The organism is Streptomyces sp. M-16 (genome assembly GCF_052114405.1).
GTDB lineage: Bacteria > Actinomycetota > Actinomycetes > Streptomycetales > Streptomycetaceae > Streptomyces.
This window is the reverse complement of record NZ_JBFRER010000024.1, coordinates 20,452-37,218: the sequence shown is the minus strand read 5'-3', so window position 1 is coordinate 37,218 and position 16,767 is coordinate 20,452. Positions and strand designations below refer to the sequence as shown.

24 protein-coding genes and 1 pseudogene are annotated in these 16,767 nt (G+C 72.1%); 12 read left to right on the top strand and 13 right to left on the bottom strand.

What is annotated here, in order from left to right; translation table 11 throughout:
* Positions 1–22 precede the first annotated feature (22 nt).
* Positions 23–706 (top strand): UbiX family flavin prenyltransferase, encoded by a 684-nt coding sequence (locus tag AB4039_RS13685; protein ID WP_266839700.1) that lies wholly within the window; start codon positions 23–25, stop codon positions 704–706.
* On the opposite strand, the gene AB4039_RS13680 is transcribed toward AB4039_RS13685, so the two are convergent.
* Positions 703–837, bottom strand: a complete 135-nt coding sequence (locus tag AB4039_RS13680) for a hypothetical protein (protein ID WP_266839699.1) — start codon at positions 835–837, stop codon at positions 703–705. The genes AB4039_RS13685 and AB4039_RS13680 overlap by 4 nt on opposite strands.
* A gap of 121 nt (positions 838–958) precedes the next feature.
* Between AB4039_RS13680 and AB4039_RS13675 the strand changes: the two genes are divergently transcribed.
* The 5 genes from AB4039_RS13675 (at position 959) to AB4039_RS13655 (ending at position 5,438) form a co-directional block, all read left to right on the top strand.
* Positions 959–1,414: an Lrp/AsnC family transcriptional regulator gene (locus AB4039_RS13675; RefSeq protein ID WP_030232075.1), complete on the top strand. Its 456-nt coding sequence runs from the start codon at positions 959–961 to the stop codon at positions 1,412–1,414.
* A gap of 55 nt (positions 1,415–1,469) precedes the next feature.
* Positions 1,470–2,633: an aminofutalosine synthase MqnE gene (gene mqnE, locus AB4039_RS13670; RefSeq protein WP_266839698.1), complete on the top strand. Its 1,164-nt coding sequence runs from the start codon at positions 1,470–1,472 to the stop codon at positions 2,631–2,633.
* 91 nt (positions 2,634–2,724) lie between these two features.
* The gene (locus tag AB4039_RS13665) at positions 2,725–3,249 is read left to right on the top strand and encodes a GNAT family N-acetyltransferase (protein WP_266839697.1); all 525 of its coding nucleotides are present in this window, start codon (positions 2,725–2,727) and stop codon (positions 3,247–3,249) included.
* A gap of 146 nt (positions 3,250–3,395) precedes the next feature.
* Positions 3,396–3,665, top strand: a complete 270-nt coding sequence (locus AB4039_RS13660) for a DUF4229 domain-containing protein (RefSeq protein WP_442270846.1) — start codon at positions 3,396–3,398, stop codon at positions 3,663–3,665.
* A gap of 438 nt (positions 3,666–4,103) precedes the next feature.
* Positions 4,104–5,438 (top strand): dicarboxylate/amino acid:cation symporter, encoded by a 1,335-nt coding sequence (locus AB4039_RS13655; RefSeq protein ID WP_266839695.1) that lies wholly within the window; start codon positions 4,104–4,106, stop codon positions 5,436–5,438.
* 124 nt (positions 5,439–5,562) lie between these two features.
* On the opposite strand, the gene AB4039_RS13650 is transcribed toward AB4039_RS13655, so the two are convergent.
* The 5 genes and pseudogenes from AB4039_RS13650 to AB4039_RS13630 form a co-directional block, all read right to left on the bottom strand.
* Positions 5,563–6,525, bottom strand: coding sequence for an RNA polymerase sigma factor (locus AB4039_RS13650; protein ID WP_442270828.1), 963 nt, complete (start codon positions 6,523–6,525; stop codon positions 5,563–5,565).
* 125 nt (positions 6,526–6,650) lie between these two features.
* Positions 6,651–6,911 carry a hypothetical protein gene (locus AB4039_RS13645; protein WP_266839693.1) on the bottom strand — a complete coding sequence of 87 codons (261 nt, stop codon included), beginning with the start codon at positions 6,909–6,911 and terminating at the stop codon, positions 6,651–6,653.
* A gap of 53 nt (positions 6,912–6,964) precedes the next feature.
* Positions 6,965–7,126, bottom strand: coding sequence for a hypothetical protein (locus AB4039_RS13640; protein WP_266839692.1), 162 nt, complete (start codon positions 7,124–7,126; stop codon positions 6,965–6,967).
* 110 nt (positions 7,127–7,236) lie between these two features.
* Positions 7,237–7,428 carry a DUF397 domain-containing protein gene (locus tag AB4039_RS13635; protein ID WP_371678090.1) on the bottom strand — a complete coding sequence of 64 codons (192 nt, stop codon included), beginning with the start codon at positions 7,426–7,428 and terminating at the stop codon, positions 7,237–7,239.
* Positions 7,425–7,673, bottom strand: a pseudogene (locus AB4039_RS13630) (Scr1 family TA system antitoxin-like transcriptional regulator); the annotation flags it as partial. The gene AB4039_RS13635 and the pseudogene AB4039_RS13630, both read right to left, overlap by 4 nt.
* Between AB4039_RS13630 and AB4039_RS13625 the strand changes: the two are divergent.
* Both AB4039_RS13625 and AB4039_RS13620 read left to right on the top strand, forming a co-directional pair.
* Positions 7,629–7,826: a hypothetical protein gene (locus AB4039_RS13625; RefSeq protein WP_442270827.1), complete on the top strand. Its 198-nt coding sequence runs from the start codon at positions 7,629–7,631 to the stop codon at positions 7,824–7,826. The pseudogene AB4039_RS13630 and the gene AB4039_RS13625 sit on opposite strands and share 45 nt — an antisense overlap.
* 326 nt (positions 7,827–8,152) lie before the next feature.
* Positions 8,153–9,034 (top strand): helix-turn-helix domain-containing protein, encoded by an 882-nt coding sequence (locus AB4039_RS13620; RefSeq protein WP_442270826.1) that lies wholly within the window; start codon positions 8,153–8,155, stop codon positions 9,032–9,034.
* A gap of 10 nt (positions 9,035–9,044) precedes the next feature.
* Here AB4039_RS13620 and AB4039_RS13615 read toward each other — a convergent pair whose 3' ends face one another.
* The 5 genes from AB4039_RS13615 to AB4039_RS13595 form a co-directional block, all read right to left on the bottom strand.
* A complete protein-coding gene (locus tag AB4039_RS13615) occupies positions 9,045–9,464 on the bottom strand; it encodes a hypothetical protein (RefSeq protein ID WP_266839689.1) in 420 nt (139 codons plus the stop codon).
* 73 nt (positions 9,465–9,537) lie between these two features.
* On the bottom strand, positions 9,538–9,837 hold the full coding sequence (locus AB4039_RS13610; protein ID WP_266839688.1) for a hypothetical protein: 300 nt from the start codon (positions 9,835–9,837) through the stop codon (positions 9,538–9,540).
* A gap of 49 nt (positions 9,838–9,886) precedes the next feature.
* Positions 9,887–10,300, bottom strand: coding sequence for a hypothetical protein (locus AB4039_RS13605; protein WP_266839687.1), 414 nt, complete (start codon positions 10,298–10,300; stop codon positions 9,887–9,889).
* Positions 10,301–10,538: 238 nt separating this feature from the next.
* Positions 10,539–10,913, bottom strand: a complete 375-nt coding sequence (locus AB4039_RS13600) for a VOC family protein (RefSeq protein WP_266839686.1) — start codon at positions 10,911–10,913, stop codon at positions 10,539–10,541.
* A gap of 131 nt (positions 10,914–11,044) precedes the next feature.
* Entirely contained in the window at positions 11,045–11,572 is a 528-nt protein-coding gene (locus AB4039_RS13595) for an RICIN domain-containing protein (RefSeq protein ID WP_266839685.1), read from the bottom strand.
* Between the two features lie 146 nt (positions 11,573–11,718).
* On the opposite strand from AB4039_RS13595, the gene AB4039_RS13590 reads away from it, so the two are divergent.
* The 3 genes from AB4039_RS13590 (at position 11,719) to AB4039_RS13580 (ending at position 13,441) form a co-directional block, all read left to right on the top strand.
* Complete coding sequence (locus AB4039_RS13590) at positions 11,719–12,066, top strand: GntR family transcriptional regulator (RefSeq protein WP_266839684.1); 348 nt, start codon at positions 11,719–11,721, stop codon at positions 12,064–12,066.
* Positions 12,063–13,019 carry a DUF1648 domain-containing protein gene (locus tag AB4039_RS13585; protein WP_442270825.1) on the top strand — a complete coding sequence of 319 codons (957 nt, stop codon included), beginning with the start codon at positions 12,063–12,065 and terminating at the stop codon, positions 13,017–13,019. The genes AB4039_RS13590 and AB4039_RS13585 overlap by 4 nt, the downstream gene beginning before the upstream one ends.
* A 293-nt stretch (positions 13,020–13,312) precedes the next feature.
* Positions 13,313–13,441, top strand: a complete 129-nt coding sequence (locus tag AB4039_RS13580) for a hypothetical protein (RefSeq protein WP_442270824.1) — start codon at positions 13,313–13,315, stop codon at positions 13,439–13,441.
* Here AB4039_RS13580 and AB4039_RS13575 read toward each other — a convergent pair.
* Both AB4039_RS13575 and AB4039_RS13570 read right to left on the bottom strand, forming a co-directional pair.
* Complete coding sequence (locus tag AB4039_RS13575; protein ID WP_442270823.1) at positions 13,426–14,163, bottom strand: LppU/SCO3897 family protein; 738 nt, start codon at positions 14,161–14,163, stop codon at positions 13,426–13,428. The genes AB4039_RS13580 and AB4039_RS13575 overlap by 16 nt on opposite strands.
* Before the next feature lie 115 nt (positions 14,164–14,278).
* Entirely contained in the window at positions 14,279–14,683 is a 405-nt protein-coding gene (locus AB4039_RS13570; RefSeq protein ID WP_266839681.1) for a contact-dependent growth inhibition system immunity protein, read from the bottom strand.
* 112 nt (positions 14,684–14,795) lie between these two features.
* On the opposite strand from AB4039_RS13570, the gene AB4039_RS13565 reads away from it, so the two are divergent.
* Positions 14,796–16,703: an AMP-dependent synthetase/ligase gene (locus tag AB4039_RS13565; RefSeq protein ID WP_442270822.1), complete on the top strand. Its 1,908-nt coding sequence runs from the start codon at positions 14,796–14,798 to the stop codon at positions 16,701–16,703.
* The last annotated feature ends 64 nt before the right edge of the window (positions 16,704–16,767 follow it).

The following is a 16,767-nucleotide window of genomic DNA, read 5'->3' as shown; positions in this document are numbered from 1 at the left end:
GTGGCCGGATAGTCTCGGAGGCATGACAGAGCGCAAGCGCACCCCGTGGGTGGTCGGGGTTTCCGGGGCCTCCGGGACGCCGTACGCGGCGGCGGTGGTCCGCGGGCTGCTGGCGGCGGGTGAGGACGTGGACCTGGTGGTCAGCCGCGCCTCGCGGCTGACCCTGCTGGACGAGACGGGGATCGCCTTCCGGGACGCGCACTGGCGCGACGACCTCGCCGAGTGGCTGGGCCGGGGTGCCGACGGGAAGCCGGGCACCTTCCGGGTGCCGGATCTGGACGCCGTCCGGTACTGGGGGGCGGGTGACCTGGCAGCCGGTCCGAGCTCGGGCTCGTACCCCGTGAAGGGGATGCTGATCGTCCCCGCGTCCACGGCGTGCGTGGCCGGGGTGGCGCTGGGACTGTCGAAGGACCTGCTCCAGCGCGTCGCGAGCGTGACGCTCAAGGAGCGGCGCCGACTGGTGGTCGCGGTGCGGGAGACCCCGCTGAACGGTCAGACGCTCAAGCATCTGGTGGCGCTGGACGAGGCGGGCGCGATCGTGCTGCCCGCCTCTCCGGCGTTCTACGCGGGTGCGACGCACATCCAGGATCTGGTGGATTTCGTCGCGGGGCGGGTGCTGGACGCGGCAGGTGTGCCGCACCGGCTGTACCGCCGTTGGGAGGGGGAGCTTGGCGGCGCCCGCCCCCGTGGCCAGTCCGGTGACTAGCGCTTCTTGGCGCCGCGCGGCTTACGGGTCTTGTCGACGCGGTGCGCGGCGGTCGGCTGGTCGGTGCGGGATCGGTTGGCCAGCTCCTGGAGCTGTCGCATGTGCGCGTAGGCCATCTCGATCGTGTACACGGTGAACCACTCCTGAAGATCGTCATTGATCTGTTGAAAGATTCACAGGGTGTTGACCCTGTGTGCCTTTGATTCTATACCTAGACTTGCAGTAACGCCGAATAATGGAAGGCTCCACGTAATGGACACGGTGGACAGGCAGCTCATCCAGGCACTTCGCGAGAACGGTCGTGCCTCGTACGCGGAGCTGGGCCGTCTCGTGGGCCTCTCCGGCCCCAGCGTCACCGACCGCATCAACCGTCTGGAGACGGCCGGTGTGATCACCGGCTACCGCGCGACCGTGGACTCGGCCTCGCTCGGGCTCGGCGTCACCGCGCTGATCGGCATCTCCCTCTCCGACGCCGCGGACCACGAGGACGTGGCGCGTCGGCTGCGCGACCTGGCGGAGATCGAGGACTGCTGGTTCATCGCCGGCGACGACTCCTTCATGCTCAAGGTCCGCGCCAGCGACGTCGACGGCCTGGAGAAGATCATCCGGAAGCTCTCCGGCACCAAGGGCGTCTCGCGCACCCGCACCACCATCGTGCTCTCCACGAAGTGGGAGAACCGGGTCGGGGAGCTGCCCGAGGAGGGCTGAGAGTACGGTGGGTGGCGGTTGCACGCAGGACGGGACACATAGAGGAGACACCGGCATGGACGCTGGGCTCAAGCGCGAGCTGGAGGAGAAGGTCCGCTCCGGCGAGCGGCTGACGCGTGAGGACGGCATCGCCCTCTACGGGTCGGACGACCTGGCCTGGCTGGGCGGTCTCGCCCACGAGGTGCGCACGCGCAAGAACGGTGACGTCGTCCACTTCAACGTCAACCGCCACCTCAACATGACGAACGTCTGCACCGCCTCGTGCGCGTACTGCTCGTTCCAGCGCAAGCCGGGCGAGAAGGACGCGTACACGATGCGCATCGAGGAAGCCGTCCGCCTGGCCAAGGCCATGGAGAACGAGAACCTCACCGAGCTGCACATCGTCAACGGCCTGCACCCCACGCTGCCGTGGCGGTACTACCCGCGTTCGCTGTCCGCCCTCAAGGAGGCGCTGCCGAACGTCTCGCTGAAGGCGTTCACGGCCACCGAGATCCACCACTTCGAGACGATCTCCGGCCTCTCGGCCTCCGAGATCCTCGACGAGCTGATCGAGGCCGGGCTGGAGTCGCTCACCGGCGGCGGTGCGGAGATCTTCGACTGGGAGGTCCGCCAGCACATCGTGGACCACCGCACCCACTGGGAAGACTGGTCGCGCATCCACCGCCTGGCGCACGAGAAGGGTCTCAAGACCCCGAGCACCATGCTCTACGGGCACATCGAGGAGCCGCGCCACCGCGTGGACCACGTGCTGCGGCTGCGCGAGCTCCAGGACGAGACCGGCGGCTTCCAGGTCTTCATCCCGCTGCGCTACCAGCACGACTTCGTGGACATGCAGGACGGCAAGGTCCGCAACAAGCTCCAGGCGCGCACGACGATGGCGACCGGCGCCGAGGCCCTCAAGACCTTCGCGGTCTCGCGCCTGCTCTTCGACAACGTGCCGCACGTGAAGGTCTTCTGGGTGATGCACGGCGTGCAGACCGCCCAGCTCGCGCTGCAGCACGGTGCGGACGACATGGACGGATCGGTCGTCGAGTACAAGATCACGCACGACGCGGACAACTACGGCACCCCGAACAAGCTGGGCCGCGACGACCTCCTGGAGCTGATCCGCGAGGCGGGCTTCCGCCCGGTCGAACGCAACACGCGCTACGAGGTGATCCGCGAGTACCCCGGTCCCGACGCCGGCCTGCGCGAGACCCCGCAGGCGATGCGCGTCTGAGGCTCCGCTCCCGCGCGTGATGAGCCCCGGTCCCCGACGGACCGGGGCTTTTGCGTTGCCCGGGAGAGTCGGTAATGACTACTATTCAGGTATGACCCTTACGTTTACCTTCGACCCGGTGGTCGATGCCGCCCTGCGCGACGGCATCGCCGAGCTGTGGACCGAGGTCTCCAACGCGGGCGGCGCGGTCGGCTTCGTACCGCCCGTCACCCGCGACGTCATTCGGCCGGAGCTGGTCAAGCACCTCGCCGCCATGGCCGAGGGCCGCCACCGGCTGCTGGTGGGGCACGACGAGCGGGGCCGGGTCGCGGCCGCCGCGTTCCTCGCCCTCAACACGCACCGGTTGCAGACGCACTGGGTCTGGGCGTACACCGTCATGGTCGGCCCCGCCCTCCAGGGCCGCGGCGCCGGCCGGGAGCTGATGGCCGCCCTCGCCGAGGCGGCGCGCTCGCTGGAAGGGATCGAGGCCATCCGCCTCTCCTGCCGCGGGGGCCTCGGGCTGGAGCACTTCTACGCGGCGTGCGGCTACAAGGAGGTCGGCCGCGTCCCCGACGCCATCCGGGTGGCCCCGGGCGACGACCGCGACGACATCACCATGCTGCTGCCGCTGCACTGACCGGCGGGGGAGTCCGGCGGGTGACCCCGGCGGGCCGGATCGGGGGCCCGGCGTGCTTCACTGGTGTGGCACGTGCCGCCGTAGACGACGAGAGAGAAGGGGTCACCGTGTCCCTCAAGCCGAGCGCGACGATCCGCTACACCGCGATGCGCCTGGGCATCTTCGTCGGATGCCTGGTCCTCGTCGCCGTCCTGGTCAACGTGGGCTGGGTGCCCGCCGGTCTGGGCGACGCGAACCCCGCCTGGGTCGTGCTGCTCGCCCTGGTGATCTCCGCCCCGCTCTCCTTCATCCTGCTGCGCAAGCAGCGTGACGAGATGTCCCAGCAGATCGCGGGACGCGTCGCGGGTGCGAAGGACAAGCTCGCCGCGAACCGCAGCCAGGAGGACGCGGCCGACGACGCCGCCCGCGTGAACTGACGGGAGCCCGTGGGCTTCCTCACACAGCGAAAGCGCCGAACTCCACCGAACCGCACCGAACCGCCCCAGCACCGGGAACACCCCCTGGTCCGCTGGGGCTTCGGCGTTTCCGGGGAGGCGCGCTCCGGTCCCGCGCGAGCCCGACCCAAAGTACTCCTTTGAGATTCTCAAAGGAGAAGTGTTAGCGTGTTCAACATGTTGACCGTCGCAGCGCACCCGATGACCGTGAGCGTCCCGCTCGTGTCACGCCTGCACGTCGACCTCTGCCGCCGCGTGTCCGCGGCCTGTTGCTGTTGCCGCTGATTCCCCTCGCCCCGTCGAGCCGAATCGATACAGCAGCGGTCCCCGGCCGGCCCGACCCCTTTCCGGCTGCTGCCGCACCGCATCCCCCGCAGAAACCTTCCGCCTCCCCCCGTGCGTCACCCCCGGAGAGTGCCCGTGTCCGCGTCCCCCCAGGCCCAGGCTCCCGCCAAGGCCTCGTTCAAGTTCCCGTTCTGGGCCCAGATAGTCGCCGGCCTCGCGTTCGGCGTCCTGTTCGGCTGGCTCGCCCGCAGCCAGGACATCAGCTGGCTCAAGACCACCCTCGAACAGGTCGGCGACATCTTCATCCAGCTGCTGAAGCTGGCCGTCGCACCCCTCGTCTTCTTCGCGATCCTGGTGTCCATCACCAACCTCCGCAAGGTGAACAACGCCGCGCGGCTCGCCACCCGCACGCTGCTCTGGTTCATGATCACCTCGCTGATCGCGGTCGCCATCGGCCTGGCCATCGGCCTGCTGACCGACCCGGGCGCCGGCACCGGCCTCACCCCGGCCGACGGCAAGGAGCCCAAGCGGCACGGCTCCTGGATCGACTTCCTGACCGGCATCGTGCCGAAGGACATCATCACGCCCTTCACCGAGCTGAACGTCCTTCAGATCGTCTTCCTCGCCGCCGTCGCCGGCATCGCCGCCCTCCAGCTCGGCGGCAAGGCCCAGCCCGTCCTGAACCTGGCCGAGTCCGTCCTGGAACTCCTCCAGAAGGCCCTGTGGTGGGTCATCCGCCTCGCCCCGATCGGCACCGTCGGCCTCATCGGCACCGCCATCGCGAGCTACGGCTGGGACCTGATCGGCAAGTACGCCACCTTCACCGCCGACATCTACATCGGCTGCGCCCTGGTGATGTTCGGCGTCTACCCGCTGCTCCTCGCGACGGTCGCCAAGGTCAACCCCGTCCAGTTCTTCAAGGGCGCCTGGCCCGCGATCCAGCTCGCCTTCGTCTCCCGCTCCTCGGTCGGCACCATGCCGGTCACCCAGAAGGTCACCGAGCGCCTCGGCGTCCCGAAGGAGTACGCCTCCTTCGCCGTCCCGTTCGGCGCCACGACCAAGATGGACGGCTGCGCCGCGATCTACCCGGCGCTCGCCGCGATCTTCATCGCCAACATCTTCGACGTGCAGCTGGGCATCAAGGAGTACCTGCTCATCGCGTTCGTCTCGGTCGTCGGCTCCGCCGCCACGGCCGGCCTCACCGGCGCGACCGTGATGCTGACCCTCACCCTCTCCACGCTGGGCCTGCCGCTGGCCGGCGTCGGCCTGCTGATGGCGATCGACCCGATCCTCGACATGATGCGCACCGCCACCAACGTGGCCGGCCAGGCGCTCGTCCCGGTCCTCGTCTCGGCCCGTGAGGGGATCCTGGACAAGGAGGCGTACGCCGCCGCTTCGTCCTCCCCGCTCGACGAGCCCGCCGCCGCCCCGGCCGCCGCCGAGCCGGCGAAGGTCCCCGTCGCGGCCTGAGGCCCGTCCGGCGACGTCCGGCACCCTGCCCGCTGCCCCCGCCCCCGTCCGGGCGGGGGCAGCGGCGTTCGCGAAGGGACCGGCAGGGCCGGCGGGTTCGGCGGGCCCGGCGGGCCCGGTGCCGTCAGAGCGCGCCGCGGTGACGCTCCTTGTCGTAGGTGCGGCGGTCCCGGAGGGTGGTCCGGATGCGGGCTCCGGTTGCGTCAGCGGTGTCGGGGGCGTCGGGCCGGCTCTGGTACCGGGCGCGCAGGTACCGGTCGCGGAGGTACCCGATGCCGTACCTGGCCGCGGCCGCCGCCACCACCGGGTAGACGTCGGGCCGGGTGAGCAGGTCGAGGCCGCCGCTGGCGGCGGCCTCGAAGGGGACCTGCTCCAGGATCTTGTACAGCCCCACGAGGGCGGCGCCGGGCAGGATGACGAGTGCGCCCTTGGCCACGGCTTCCCGCAGGGTCTTTCGACCGCTCTGCGCATGTGTCTTGACCGTCGACGCCGGCCTTGCGAGCAGGACTCCCGCCGCTGCCGCGGGGACCTGGAGCGCCGTGTGGACGAGGAGCGCCTCCTGTTGGGGGCGGGGCAGTCGGGAGAGGGCGGAGTAGAGGGTGACCTTGCCGATGACCGCCTCGGCCGGATCCGCGGCCGGGGGGAAGCCGAAGTCCTCGGGGCGGGTGGGGGAGACGTGCCGGATGGTGAGGGGGAAGCCGTCCGCGGTCACCATGCGGTAGGCCGAGCACCGCTCGCTGATCTCGTTGCGGGCCGTGCGCCAGATCGCCCGCTCCGGCCGGTCCCACCGATCGAAGTGCCGGTACGCGATGATCATCGTCTCCTGGACGATGTCCTCCGCGACCTGCCGGAAGTCCTCGTTGGGCATGAACCCCTGGAGCTTGCGCAGGCAGAAGCTGCGCAACCGCGGCTGGTAGAGCAGGAAGAACCGGTCCCAGTCGTCCAGGTAGCGCATGCAGCGCCCGCACCAGCGTGTCGAGTCGAGGTACTCCGCCGGCCCGTCCCCGGCGGGGGGCTCCGCGTCCAGCAGGTCGACGGGGGCCGCGCAGTTCAGACAGGGCGTGGCAGAGGGCGGGAAGCTCGTCATCCTGGTCCTCCTCACGACCGCCCGGGGTGGGCCGGTCGCAACGGGTGAGGCCTAGGGAACCGTGTTTGGACGGAGCTGGGGAAGAAAATCTCGAAAGATCTCGGTGGGCGGCGGCGGGCGGGGGCTCAAAGGGTCTGCCAACGCAGGAACGCCAGCGTCGCGAGGAGGTAGGGCCCCGCGTACCACCAGCGGCCCAGCGTGCGGTGGAAGAGGGGCGCGGCGGTGAGCAGCAGCCCGGCGAAGCACAGGCCGACGCTGATCCCGGCCAGCAGCCGGGCGTCGTCGCGCATGCGGTCGCCCGGGTAGCCGGGCTGCAACACCAGCGCGCCGTAACAGAAGTACGCGGCGGGCAGGTAGCAGAAGAGGACCAAGGGGAGGCCCAGCACCCACCGCAGGCACCCCTGGTCGGCGGGCAGGTCGATCGACTCGCGGCGCGGGCTCAGAACAGCCCCGCCGGCCGGGCCGAGGCGACGGCGCCGAGCGCGACGCAGACGACGGCGGCGTGGAGCAGGTGCGCGGGCACGAGCACGGGCCCGACGACCTGCCGGAACCGTGCCTCGCCGGAGGTCTGCCCGGGGAACGAGGTCTTCACGGTGATCATGACCGCCGTGGGGCCCGGACGGTTGCACGCGGAGCGGGACGAAGCGGAGCCGCAGGCTGTGTACCGCCGTCCCGGCCGCCGTTCCCCTGTGGGGTGGCGGGCCGGGGGCTTCAGCGGGCGGAGGCGTGCGGGAGGAAGCCGGTCCAGGCGTGGGGGGTGAAGGTGAGGTGGGGCAGCGTGGTGTCCTTGGAGTCGCGGACGTGGATTGCGGCTGGGGCGTTCGCCACTTCGACGCAGGAGTCGCCTTCGCTGCCGCTGCTGTAGCTGCTCTTGAACCAGTCGAACCCGGGGTTGTGGATCACGTTTCTCCCAGCGGTTCTTCGATGAAGTCCCGAGGCTCCAAGGGTGCCAGCGCTTGGGCTCGGATCATGCCATAGCGCAGTTCGAGGATCCGGAGCTGCCTCGGATCGGAGACCGGACGCCCCGCGAACGCCCCTTCCGAGCGGCCCACCGCCGTACCGTTCTCGAACTTGAGTACTTCGATCCCGCCGTCCATCCCGGCGTGTACCTCGCGGTCAGCCGGCATCACCTGGAGAGCCGGATCCCGTGTGCCCGCGACGCGGACCCCGGCTCGGAGGGTGGGCGGGGGCTGGTGGTGGTGGCAGCGGTGGCCGACCGGTGGGGGGTCGAGGAGGGGCCGTCGCCGTGCAAGGCGGTGTGGGTGGAACTGGACCTTCCCGGTGAGGGGCGGGAGCCGTGACGCGGGTGGCCGGGACCCGGCGATCCTCGACGTCTACCTACCTAAGTACCGAGGTAAATCCAACCAACCCACCCCTCCGGCTCCCCGCTCACTCACACGGGTGAACTGTGCCAACTCGGCTGGATTTCTGGATGGTTGGCGGGCATATGCTCGCCCCACAACATCAGACATGAGACGGCCCCCGCCGGGACTGGCATCCCGGGCGAGGGCCTGACCAACTAGGAAGACAGCCCTTCCCAATGGCTCTTGAGCACCCTAGCGCGCCCTCGCGCGCCGCGTCCCGGCATCGCGCCGGAACCGCCTCTTCAGGTGTCGTCCACGTCAACGTGCAGCACACCGATCACTACACCGTGGTGGGCAACCACCTTGCCCAGCACCGGGCGTTGTCGCTCGTCGCGATCGGCCTCGCGCTCCACATCCAGTCGCTGCCCGCCGGGGCCGAGGTCGGCATCAAGCCGCTCGCCCGCCGGTTCCCCGAGGGGGAGATCCGGATCGCCGCCGGCCTGCGGGAGCTGGAGGCCCACGGGTACCTGAAGCGCAGCCGCGTACGGACCGAGGGCGGGCGGCTGGCGACCCGGACCGTGTCCTACAACCGGCCCCGGACGCCCGGCACGCACCCCGACCCGCCGAATCCGCCGCCGCCGGACCGCGCACCCGTACCGGAGCCGGCCCCGGAGCCGGGGCCCGTGCGGGAGTCCATGGCCGTGGCCGTGGCCGTGGCCGCGCCGGTGGCGGAGCCGCAGTCCGGGCCCGCTCCGGAGCCCGCGCCCACATCGGTGGCGGCCCCCGAACCCGTACCCGTAGAAGCGCCGGAGGCCCCGGTCCCCGTCCGGCAGGAGGCCGTCGACCTGCTCGCCAGGCTGCGGGTCGACGACCCCCGGCTGCTGCTCGCGGAGCGCGACGTACGGCAGCTCGCGCCGGGGGTGACCGCCTGGCTGGACCGGGGCGCCGATCCGGAGGCGGTACGGTACGCGCTCACCGGGGACCTGCCCGCCGACATGCGCAGTCCGGCCGCGGTGATCGGGTACCGCTTGCGGGCCGGGATCCCGCCGCGGATGCCGACGGCCCCGGCCCCCGCGCCGCAGGCCCGGCGGCCCGATCCGTTCCAGACCTGCGACGGCTGCGAACGCGCCTTCCGCGCCCCGGCCCCCGGCCGCTGCCGCGACTGCCCGCCCACCGGGGGGCCGACGGTCGCGAACGCGGCGTAGCGGCCCGCTCCTACCCGCCGCACTGCAGGCAGAAGAACGGGGTCCACTTCAGGCCCGGGGCCAGCCGCTTCGTGCCCCAGGCCTTACCTCCCGGGCCCGCGCCGTAGACGATGACCGCGTACGGGTGATCGGGTTCGGGCCGTTCCTGGACGTAGATCCTGCCCTGGAACACGCCGCCGAGGGGGACCCAGCCGCTCCACTTGCCGTCCATGGTGTGGCGCGTCCACATCGCGTTGTCGGTGCCGACGATGAACTGTTCCTTGTGGCCGCCCGGGAGCGCGTGGTCGGTGACCCCGTACTCGCAGATGTAGAGGCCCCCGCCCCCCGCTTCGCACGGGGACGCCTGCGCCGCGGGTGCGGCGGCCAGGGTCAGTCCGGCTACGGCCACGGCCGCGAGAACGACCGCCTTGATCTTCTTCATGGTGCGCATGTGTCCTTCGGTGATGTGCGGGGGAGCCGCCGGCCGGCCGGTTCCCCCGCACGCCGGTCGTCCTGACCGCACGTCAGGGCATGGGTTGTGGTCCGTCTCCCGGCACGGGACGCGCGGACGCCCACCAGTCGAGCACGCGGCCCGCCACGGCGTCGGTGCGCTGGAGTGCGGGACTGATGCCGAAGTGGTCCTCCAGTTCGTGCCGGAGGAACGCCTCGATCTCCGCCCGGTCGGCGCCCTTGCACAGCCGCCCGAGCAGAGGGGCGAGCAGGCAGTCGTACTCGTCGGCGACCGCGTCGGCGACACCGATCGGGTCCCACTCGTTGAGCAGACCCCGCAGGGCGCGTTCGGTGGCGGTGTTCCAGGGCCTCATGGCTCCAGACTGCCGGATGGGGGGCACGTCCGCCGTGGCCCGGCCGTTCCTACTCGGCCTCGGGGCACTTCAGGCAGTCGAACGGGGTCCAGTCCAGCCCCGGCGCCAGCCGGGTCTGGCCCCAGGCCTTGTCCCACCGGCCCGTGGCGTAGATGGTGATCGCGTACGGGTGGTCGGGGTCGGGGCGCTCCTGGATCGAGATCTTGCTCTTGACCGGGCCGCCGAGGGAGACCCAGCCGCTCCACTTGCCGGCCGTGGTGAAGCGCGTCCACATCGCGTTGTCGGTGCCGACGAGGAACTGTTCCTTCTCGCCGCCCGGGAGCGCGTGCTTGGTGACCCCGTACTCGCAGATGTAGAGGCCTCCGCCGCCCGCCTCGCACGTGGACGCCTGTGCCGGTGTGGCGGCGACGGTCAGTCCGGCGACGGCGGCGACCGCGAGGACGACGGCCTTCAACTTCTTCATGCTGGAACAGCCCCTTCGGTGCAACGTCGGGAACCGTTGGTCGGTCGGTTCCCGTACGCCCGTTCACCCTAGGGGCGGTTCGCGGCCCCTTCCGGCGGGTGGCGGGTGCCTGCGGGAAGGGCTGCCCGAAGAAGCAGCGGCCGCGTGGGCCGGGAGGTCCGGCAGGGCAGTTCCGGCAGGTCGCGGGGGCAGGGGCGAGGGCGGGGCGGCCGGTGAGGCCTTCCGCTCCGGCCTGCGCTCAGGCCTTCCGCTCGGCGGCGCTGCGTTCGACGCAGAACTCGTTGCCCTCGGGGTCCGTCATGGTCACCCAGCCGGTGCCGTCCGGGTTGCGGTGGTCGCCCGCGACGGTGGCGCCGAGGGAGAGGAGACGTTCCACTTCCTCGTCGCGGGTGCGGTCCTGTGGCTGGAGGTCCAGGTGCACCCGGTTCTTGACGGTCTTGGTGTCCGTCACGGTGATGAAGAGGAGGGCGGTGCCGGGCGCGGTCACCAGCGCTTCCGGGTCGCCCGGGTGGTCGTCGTCGGCGAGGGAGCCGTCCAGGGCGTCGGCCCAGAAGCGGGCCAGGGCGTAGGCGTCGGAGCAGTCGAAGGTCACGTGGCGCACGAGAGAACTCATGAGCGGCACTATCGGCCGACTGGGCGGAGGCTGTCCACGGAGATTCGCGCCGGGGGGTGSGGGGGAAGGCGCCCCCGCCCTGGGGCGGGGACGCCTCGGTGCGCCTGGGTGCGCCTCGGCGCGGCTCGCGGCTACCGGTAGCCGACGGTCCAGGCCTGGTTCGCGGCCCCGCGCTTCTCGGGCCACTGGATCATCTGCTGGCCGTTGTAGGGGCTGGAACCCGGGTCGTCCAGGACCATCCAGCTGTTCTTGTTGCGGAGCTGGGTCTGCCCGGCCTGGTCGATGCCGGCGACGACCCACTGCTGGTTGGCGCCGCCGTGGCAGTCCCACTGACGGGCCACGGCGCCGTTGCTCTTGCTCCAGTCCGCGATCTCAAGGCACTTCTTGGTGCTCACGTTGACGATCTGCGAGTAGCCGTTGCCGTAGATGACGGTCCACTTCTGGTTGCTGCCGCCGTTGCAGTCCCACTGCTGCACGGGCGCGCCGTTGTCGAAGTTGCCGCCGGGAACCTCCAGGCACTTGCCGCTCGCGCCGTTGCGCAGGACGACGGTGTAGGAGCCGTCGGCGTGGGCGGGCACGGTCATCGCGCCGACGAGCAGGGCCGAACCGGCGGCCCCGAGCACTGCGGTGCGCAGCGCGGAAAGACGAGAAATGGTCACAACTACCCCGTTTTTCTTGGGCGGTGGAACTTCCCACCGCTACGAAGATCACCTTATGTCCGGCCGCCGACAATCCCGGAAACCCGCCGTCCGGCCGTCGGCGTGTCTGGCCGGGTGGTGGCGATGGTGCTATGTTCACTAGCACCATGTTGCTGAGGCTGAACACCGCGGACCCACGTCCCCTCCACGAACAGGTGGCGGGAGCCCTCCGGCGCGCCATCGCCGACGGCGAATGCGCGCCCGGAGACCGGATCCCGCCCGCGCGGGACCTCGCGGGGGCGCTCGGGGTCAATGCCAACACCGTCCTGCGGGCGTTGCGCGTCCTGCGCGACGAGGGGCTGCTGGAGTTCCGGCGGGGCCGCGGGGTGACCGTCGCGGAGGGGGCGGGCGGGCGCTCGGGGCTGCTGGACCGCGTACGCGGACTGGTGGAGGACGGGGCGCGGCTCGGGTACAGCAAGGCCGATCTCATCGAGATGATCAGGGAGTTGCCGTGAAGCAGTGGACGGGGTGGGGCGTGGCCGGAGGGGCCGCGGGGGTGCTGGTGTTGCTGGTGGGGATGCCGGTGGCCGCGAGCGGGCGGCTGCCGGACCGGCTGGCCACGCACTGGTCGGCGGGCTCCGGAGGCCCCGACGGCTCGATGCCGCTGTGGGCGGCGACGCTGTTCCCGGCGCTGATCTGGGCGGTCCTCGTGGCGGGCGTCGTCCTCGGCCGGCGGTTCGCGGGGCCGGGCGGCGGCTGGGTCGCGGCCACGCTGGCCGGCGCCGGGGTGGGGCTGGCCGGCGGCCAGGCCGCGCTCGTACGGGCCAACCTGGACCGGGCGGACTGGCGGCAGGCCGGGTCGGTGACGGCGTGGCTCGTGGGGGTCGCGGTGGCGGCCGTACTGGCGGCGCTCGGCGGGGCGCTGGCGGGCCGCCGGGGCGAGGCCGGGGCGCAGCCTCCCGCCACCGGGCCCCGGATGGAGATCCCGGACGGCGAACGGCTCGTCTGGCTCTCCCGCGAGAGCAACCCGTGGCTCCGGCTGACCAGTGCCGTGCTGGGCCTGGTGGCGGTGGCCGGCGCGCTGTCGGCCCTGGCCGGGCTGGCCGACGCGGCGGTGTGGGGGCTGGTCGCGTCGACCGGCTCCGCCGCCCTGGCCGTGCTGCTCTGCTCGTCGGTCCGGGCGCGGGTGACGGGTGACGGCCTGGAGGTGGCCTTCGGCCCGCTGGGGCTGCCGGTCCGGCGCTGGGCGGCGCGCGACATCGAATCGGCCCGCACGGAAAACCGCACCCCGTCCCGGGCGGGCGGCTGGGGCTACCGCATCAACGGCCTGGGCACGACGGTGATGCTGCGGGGCGGCGAATGCCTGGTCATCCGCGCGAAGGGCCGCGACTTCGCGGTCAGCGTGAACGACGCGGAGCGGGGGGCCGCGCTGCTGAACTCGGTGGCGGGCCGGCGGGGCCAGGGCTGATCGTCCGCGAACCGCAGCACGGTGTCCCGGGCGGCCGGGTCGCCGGGCCGGCCCTCCGCGAGTCCGTCGGCCGCATGGCGGCGGACGTTCGCCTCCGGGTCGGAGGCCGCCGCCTTCGTGGGCGAAGGCGTGGTGCAGGTTGGGGCCAGGGGGSGGGGGCCAGGGGGCGGGCGGCGCAAGGTCTCCTCACGTCCGGTCCGGCGCGGTCGCGCCGGACCCCTTCGTGAAGTCGTGAAGGAGAGCCGTATGCAAGGGAGTTCCGTCCAGGTCGCCGCCGCGCAGTTGCCCGAGGGGTGCGGGACGTACCGGCCGCCGCCGTGCCCGAGCTCGTCGGGTCGGCCGGTGCGGCGTTCGTCGTCACCTCCGTCGCCTGGGCCTGGCGGCGGGTCGAGGGGAACGCCGGACGTCAGGAGCGGGAGTAGGAGCCGAGGCCGATCAGGCAGTACACGTACTGGTTGATGACGCTTCCGTTGAGCGTGTAGCGGTACGAGAAGGCGTACTCCGTGTCGGGGTTGCTCTTGCACTGCTCCATGTCCGAGGAGAACGGGAACCTCTGGATCACCTTGTAGTGCGCGTCCGACGCCGAGCAGGAGACCTCCTTGACGTCGTCCACCCGCTGGGCCGTCTCCGAGTCCGGGAGCCGGCCGTTGAGGCAGGTGCCCTTGTCGAAGGGGGTGGGGGCCTCCGTGGTGGGGGTGGGGAGCGGGAGCGCCGGGAGGGTGGGGAGGGCGGGGAGGGTGGGCGCCGAGGTCGGCGGCGTGTAGGTGTAGGTGGGGGTCGGGTACGGGGTGGTCGAGCTGGAGTGCGTCGAGGTGCCGGAGGCCGTGTTCTTCGAGCCGTCGTCCTTGCCGTCGTTCGTCACGACGATGGCGATGATCACGGCCGCCACGACGCCCAGCGCGAGCAGGCAGCCCAGCGGGCTCGACTTCTTCGGCGGTGCGGGCGGTGCGGGCGGCGCCCCCGTCGCTGTGACCCGGACCCGGAGCAGCACCTCGTTCTCGCCGAAGCGGGCGCGGACCAGGTCGCCGTCGCGGGACGGCGGTATGCGCAGGCGGGCCGTGCCGTTGGGCAGGGGGACGGTGACGACCGTGCCCTCGGCGGCCTGCTGGGGGGTGAGCGGTAACTGGATTTCCTGCGGAGACACCGGCGGACTCCTCACGGTGGACGGGAACGCGGAAGCCGTCGACCGGGCCCCCGCGGGGATTCTGCCCGGTGGGGGTGGGTCGACGCAGGTGTTCCGAGGGGCTGTTGCCAGGTGGTTACCGACCGTGGGCCGCGACGAAGTCCGCCCGCTCGGGGGTGGTGGGCAGGAGGGCCACGGCCGCCGCGAGGAGGGCTGCCAGATCGGGGACGAGGGCCCAGGCGGCCGCGGGCCGGGTGAGGGTGGCGTGCAGCAGGTCGCCTTCGTAGAAGTACGCGTCCAGCAGGGGGTCCTCCAACAGGAGGGGGACGGCGAGCGGGAGGAGGAAGGGGAGGGCGATGTCCTGGGTGATCAGGGTGCGGAGGTCCGCCGGGGCCAGGGTCCCCAGCGGCCGGCGGCGCAGCGCGTGGCAGCGGGCGACCAGGGAGGTCGTGGGCTCGGGGGCGGGTGGCCACGGGGGACCGTCGAGCTCGTCGAGCGTGCGGTCCAGGTGCAGCAGGCGGGGCGGGACGGCGCGGGCCACGGTGGTCTCCGGGAGGGACGGGGGCGGGGTGCCGATTCTCCCCGGTGGGTGTGGGCAGGGGGTGGGAGGTGGGTGAAGAAGCCGTCCGGGGGGTGGCCGGGCGCGATCTCCCATGCCTAGATTACCGGCGGTAACCCCGGAACGACCGAGGAGAACAGCCGTGGAAGCCGAGCCGAAACCGGTCGAGCCCGTCAAGACCACCGTCGCCGGGGTGGTGCGCGAGGCGGCGGTCCCCGCCCTCGCCGGGATGCCGGTGAGCGGCTCGCTCGGGGACCTCCCCTTCGAGAACGCCCGCCAAGCCCCGCACGAGCCCGTGCTCGCCCGCAAGGAGCCCGACGGCACCTGGCGCGACGTCACCGCCGCCGAGTTCGCCCGCGAGGTGCTCGCCGTCGCCAAGGGGCTCATCGCCGAGGGCCTCCAGGAGGGCGACCGGCTCGCGATCATGGCCCGGACCACCTACGAGTGGACGCTGCTGGACTTCGCCGGCTGGGCCGCCGGGCTGGTGACCGTACCGATCTACCCCACCTCCTCGGCCCTCCAGGCGCGCTGGATCATCCACGACTCCGGGGCCGTGGCCTGCGCCGTCGAGGACACCGCGCAGGCCCGCATCATCAGCGCCGAACGCGGCAACCTGCCCCGGCTCGCGCACCTGTGGGAGTTCGACACCGGGGCGGTCGCCCGGCTCGTCAAGGCCGGGGAGCACCTGCCCGACGCGATCGTGCACGCCCGCAGGTCCACCCGTGCGCCGCAGTCCGTCGCCACGCTCGTCTACACCTCCGGCACCACCGGGCAGCCCAAGGGATGCGTGCTGACCCACGCCAACTTCTACGCCGAGGTCGACAACGCGGTGGAGCTGCTGCACCCCGTGTTCAAGTCGGTCAGCGAGGACCCGGCCTCCACCCTGCTCTTCCTCCCGCTGTCCCACATCTTCGGGCGGATGGTCGCCGTCGGCTGCCTGCGGGCCCGCGTCAGACTCGGACACGCGCCGAGCATCGCCACCGAGGACCTCCTCGCCGACCTCGCCGGCTTCCAGCCGACCTTCCTGCTGGCCATCCCCTACGTCCTGGAGAAGGTCTACAACACCGCCCGCGCCACCGCCGAGAAGATGGGCAAGGGCGCCTCCTTCGACCGGGCCTCCCGCATCGCCCAGAGCGTGGGCGAGGCGCAGAGCGAGGGCAGACGGCCCCCCATGGGCACGCGGGCCGCGCACGCCCTGTACGACCCGCTCGTCTACCGCCGCGTCCGCGCCGCCCTCGGCGGCCGCGTCCGCTACGTCCTCAGCGGCGGCTCCCCCCTCGGCCGACGCCTCGCCGCCTTCTACACGGGCGCCGGGATCGAGGTCTTCGAGGGCTACGGGCTCACCGAGACGACCGCGGCCGCCACGGTCACCCCGCCGCTGCGCCCCCGGCTCGGCACGGTCGGCTGGCCGCTGCCGGGGACGGCGGTGCGCATCGCCGACGACGGGGAGGTGCTGTTGCGCGGGGCGCACGTCTTCGCCGGCTACTGGAACGTCRCCGCGCAGCAGCCCGGCGGCTGGCTGGCCACCGGGGACATCGGCGAGCTCGACGCGGACGGGTACCTCACCATCACCGGCCGCAAGAAGGACGTGATCATCACCTCCGGCGGCAAGAACGTCGCCCCCGCCCCCCTGGAGGACTGGCTCCGCGCCCATCCGCTGGTCGGGCAGTGCATGGTCGTCGGCGACAACCGGCCGTACGTCACCGCCCTGATCACCCTCGAACCGGACGGGCTGGCGCACTGGCGGCAGATGCACAAGAAGCAGGGAGTGCCGATCCGCGAGCTGCTCACCGACGAGGCCCTGCTCGCCGACCTCCAGCGGGCCGTCGACGAGGCGAACGCGCTGGTCTCGCGGGCCGAATCGATACGCCGCTTCGCGGTCCTGCCGGGGGACTTCACCGAGGAGCGGGGGCACCTGACGCCGTCGATGAAGCTCAAGCGGGGCGCTGTCGCGCGGGACTACGAGCGGGAGATCGAGGAGCTGTACCGCAGGGAGCGGTGAGCCGGGCCCCGGCCGGGGGTAACCCCTCCGGCGGCGGCCGAGGGGCGGGAGGGGCGGGGCGCGC

Bases quoted from the DNA above. Each gene is read 5' to 3' on its own strand.
- AB4039_RS13600 (WP_266839686.1), bottom strand. From the start codon at position 10,913: ATGAGTTCTCTCGTGCGCCACGTGACCTTCGACTGCTCCGACGCCTAC.
- AB4039_RS13650 (WP_442270828.1), bottom strand. From the start codon at position 6,525: ATGACGAGCTTCCCGCCCTCTGCCACGCCCTGTCTGAACTGCGCGGCC.
- AB4039_RS13660 (WP_442270846.1), top strand. From the start codon at position 3,396: ATGCGCCTGGGCATCTTCGTCGGATGCCTGGTCCTCGTCGCCGTCCTG.
- AB4039_RS13665 (WP_266839697.1), top strand. From the start codon at position 2,725: ATGACCCTTACGTTTACCTTCGACCCGGTGGTCGATGCCGCCCTGCGC.
- AB4039_RS13615 (WP_266839689.1), bottom strand. From the start codon at position 9,464: ATGCGCACCATGAAGAAGATCAAGGCGGTCGTTCTCGCGGCCGTGGCC.
- AB4039_RS13590 (WP_266839684.1), top strand. From the start codon at position 11,719: ATGTTGCTGAGGCTGAACACCGCGGACCCACGTCCCCTCCACGAACAG.
- AB4039_RS13685 (WP_266839700.1), top strand. From the start codon at position 23: ATGACAGAGCGCAAGCGCACCCCGTGGGTGGTCGGGGTTTCCGGGGCC.
- AB4039_RS13640 (WP_266839692.1), bottom strand. From the start codon at position 7,126: ATGATCACCGTGAAGACCTCGTTCCCCGGGCAGACCTCCGGCGAGGCA.
- AB4039_RS13605 (WP_266839687.1), bottom strand. From the start codon at position 10,300: ATGAAGAAGTTGAAGGCCGTCGTCCTCGCGGTCGCCGCCGTCGCCGGA.
- AB4039_RS13610 (WP_266839688.1), bottom strand. From the start codon at position 9,837: ATGAGGCCCTGGAACACCGCCACCGAACGCGCCCTGCGGGGTCTGCTC.
- AB4039_RS13675 (WP_030232075.1), top strand. From the start codon at position 959: ATGGACACGGTGGACAGGCAGCTCATCCAGGCACTTCGCGAGAACGGT.
- mqnE (WP_266839698.1), top strand. From the start codon at position 1,470: ATGGACGCTGGGCTCAAGCGCGAGCTGGAGGAGAAGGTCCGCTCCGGC.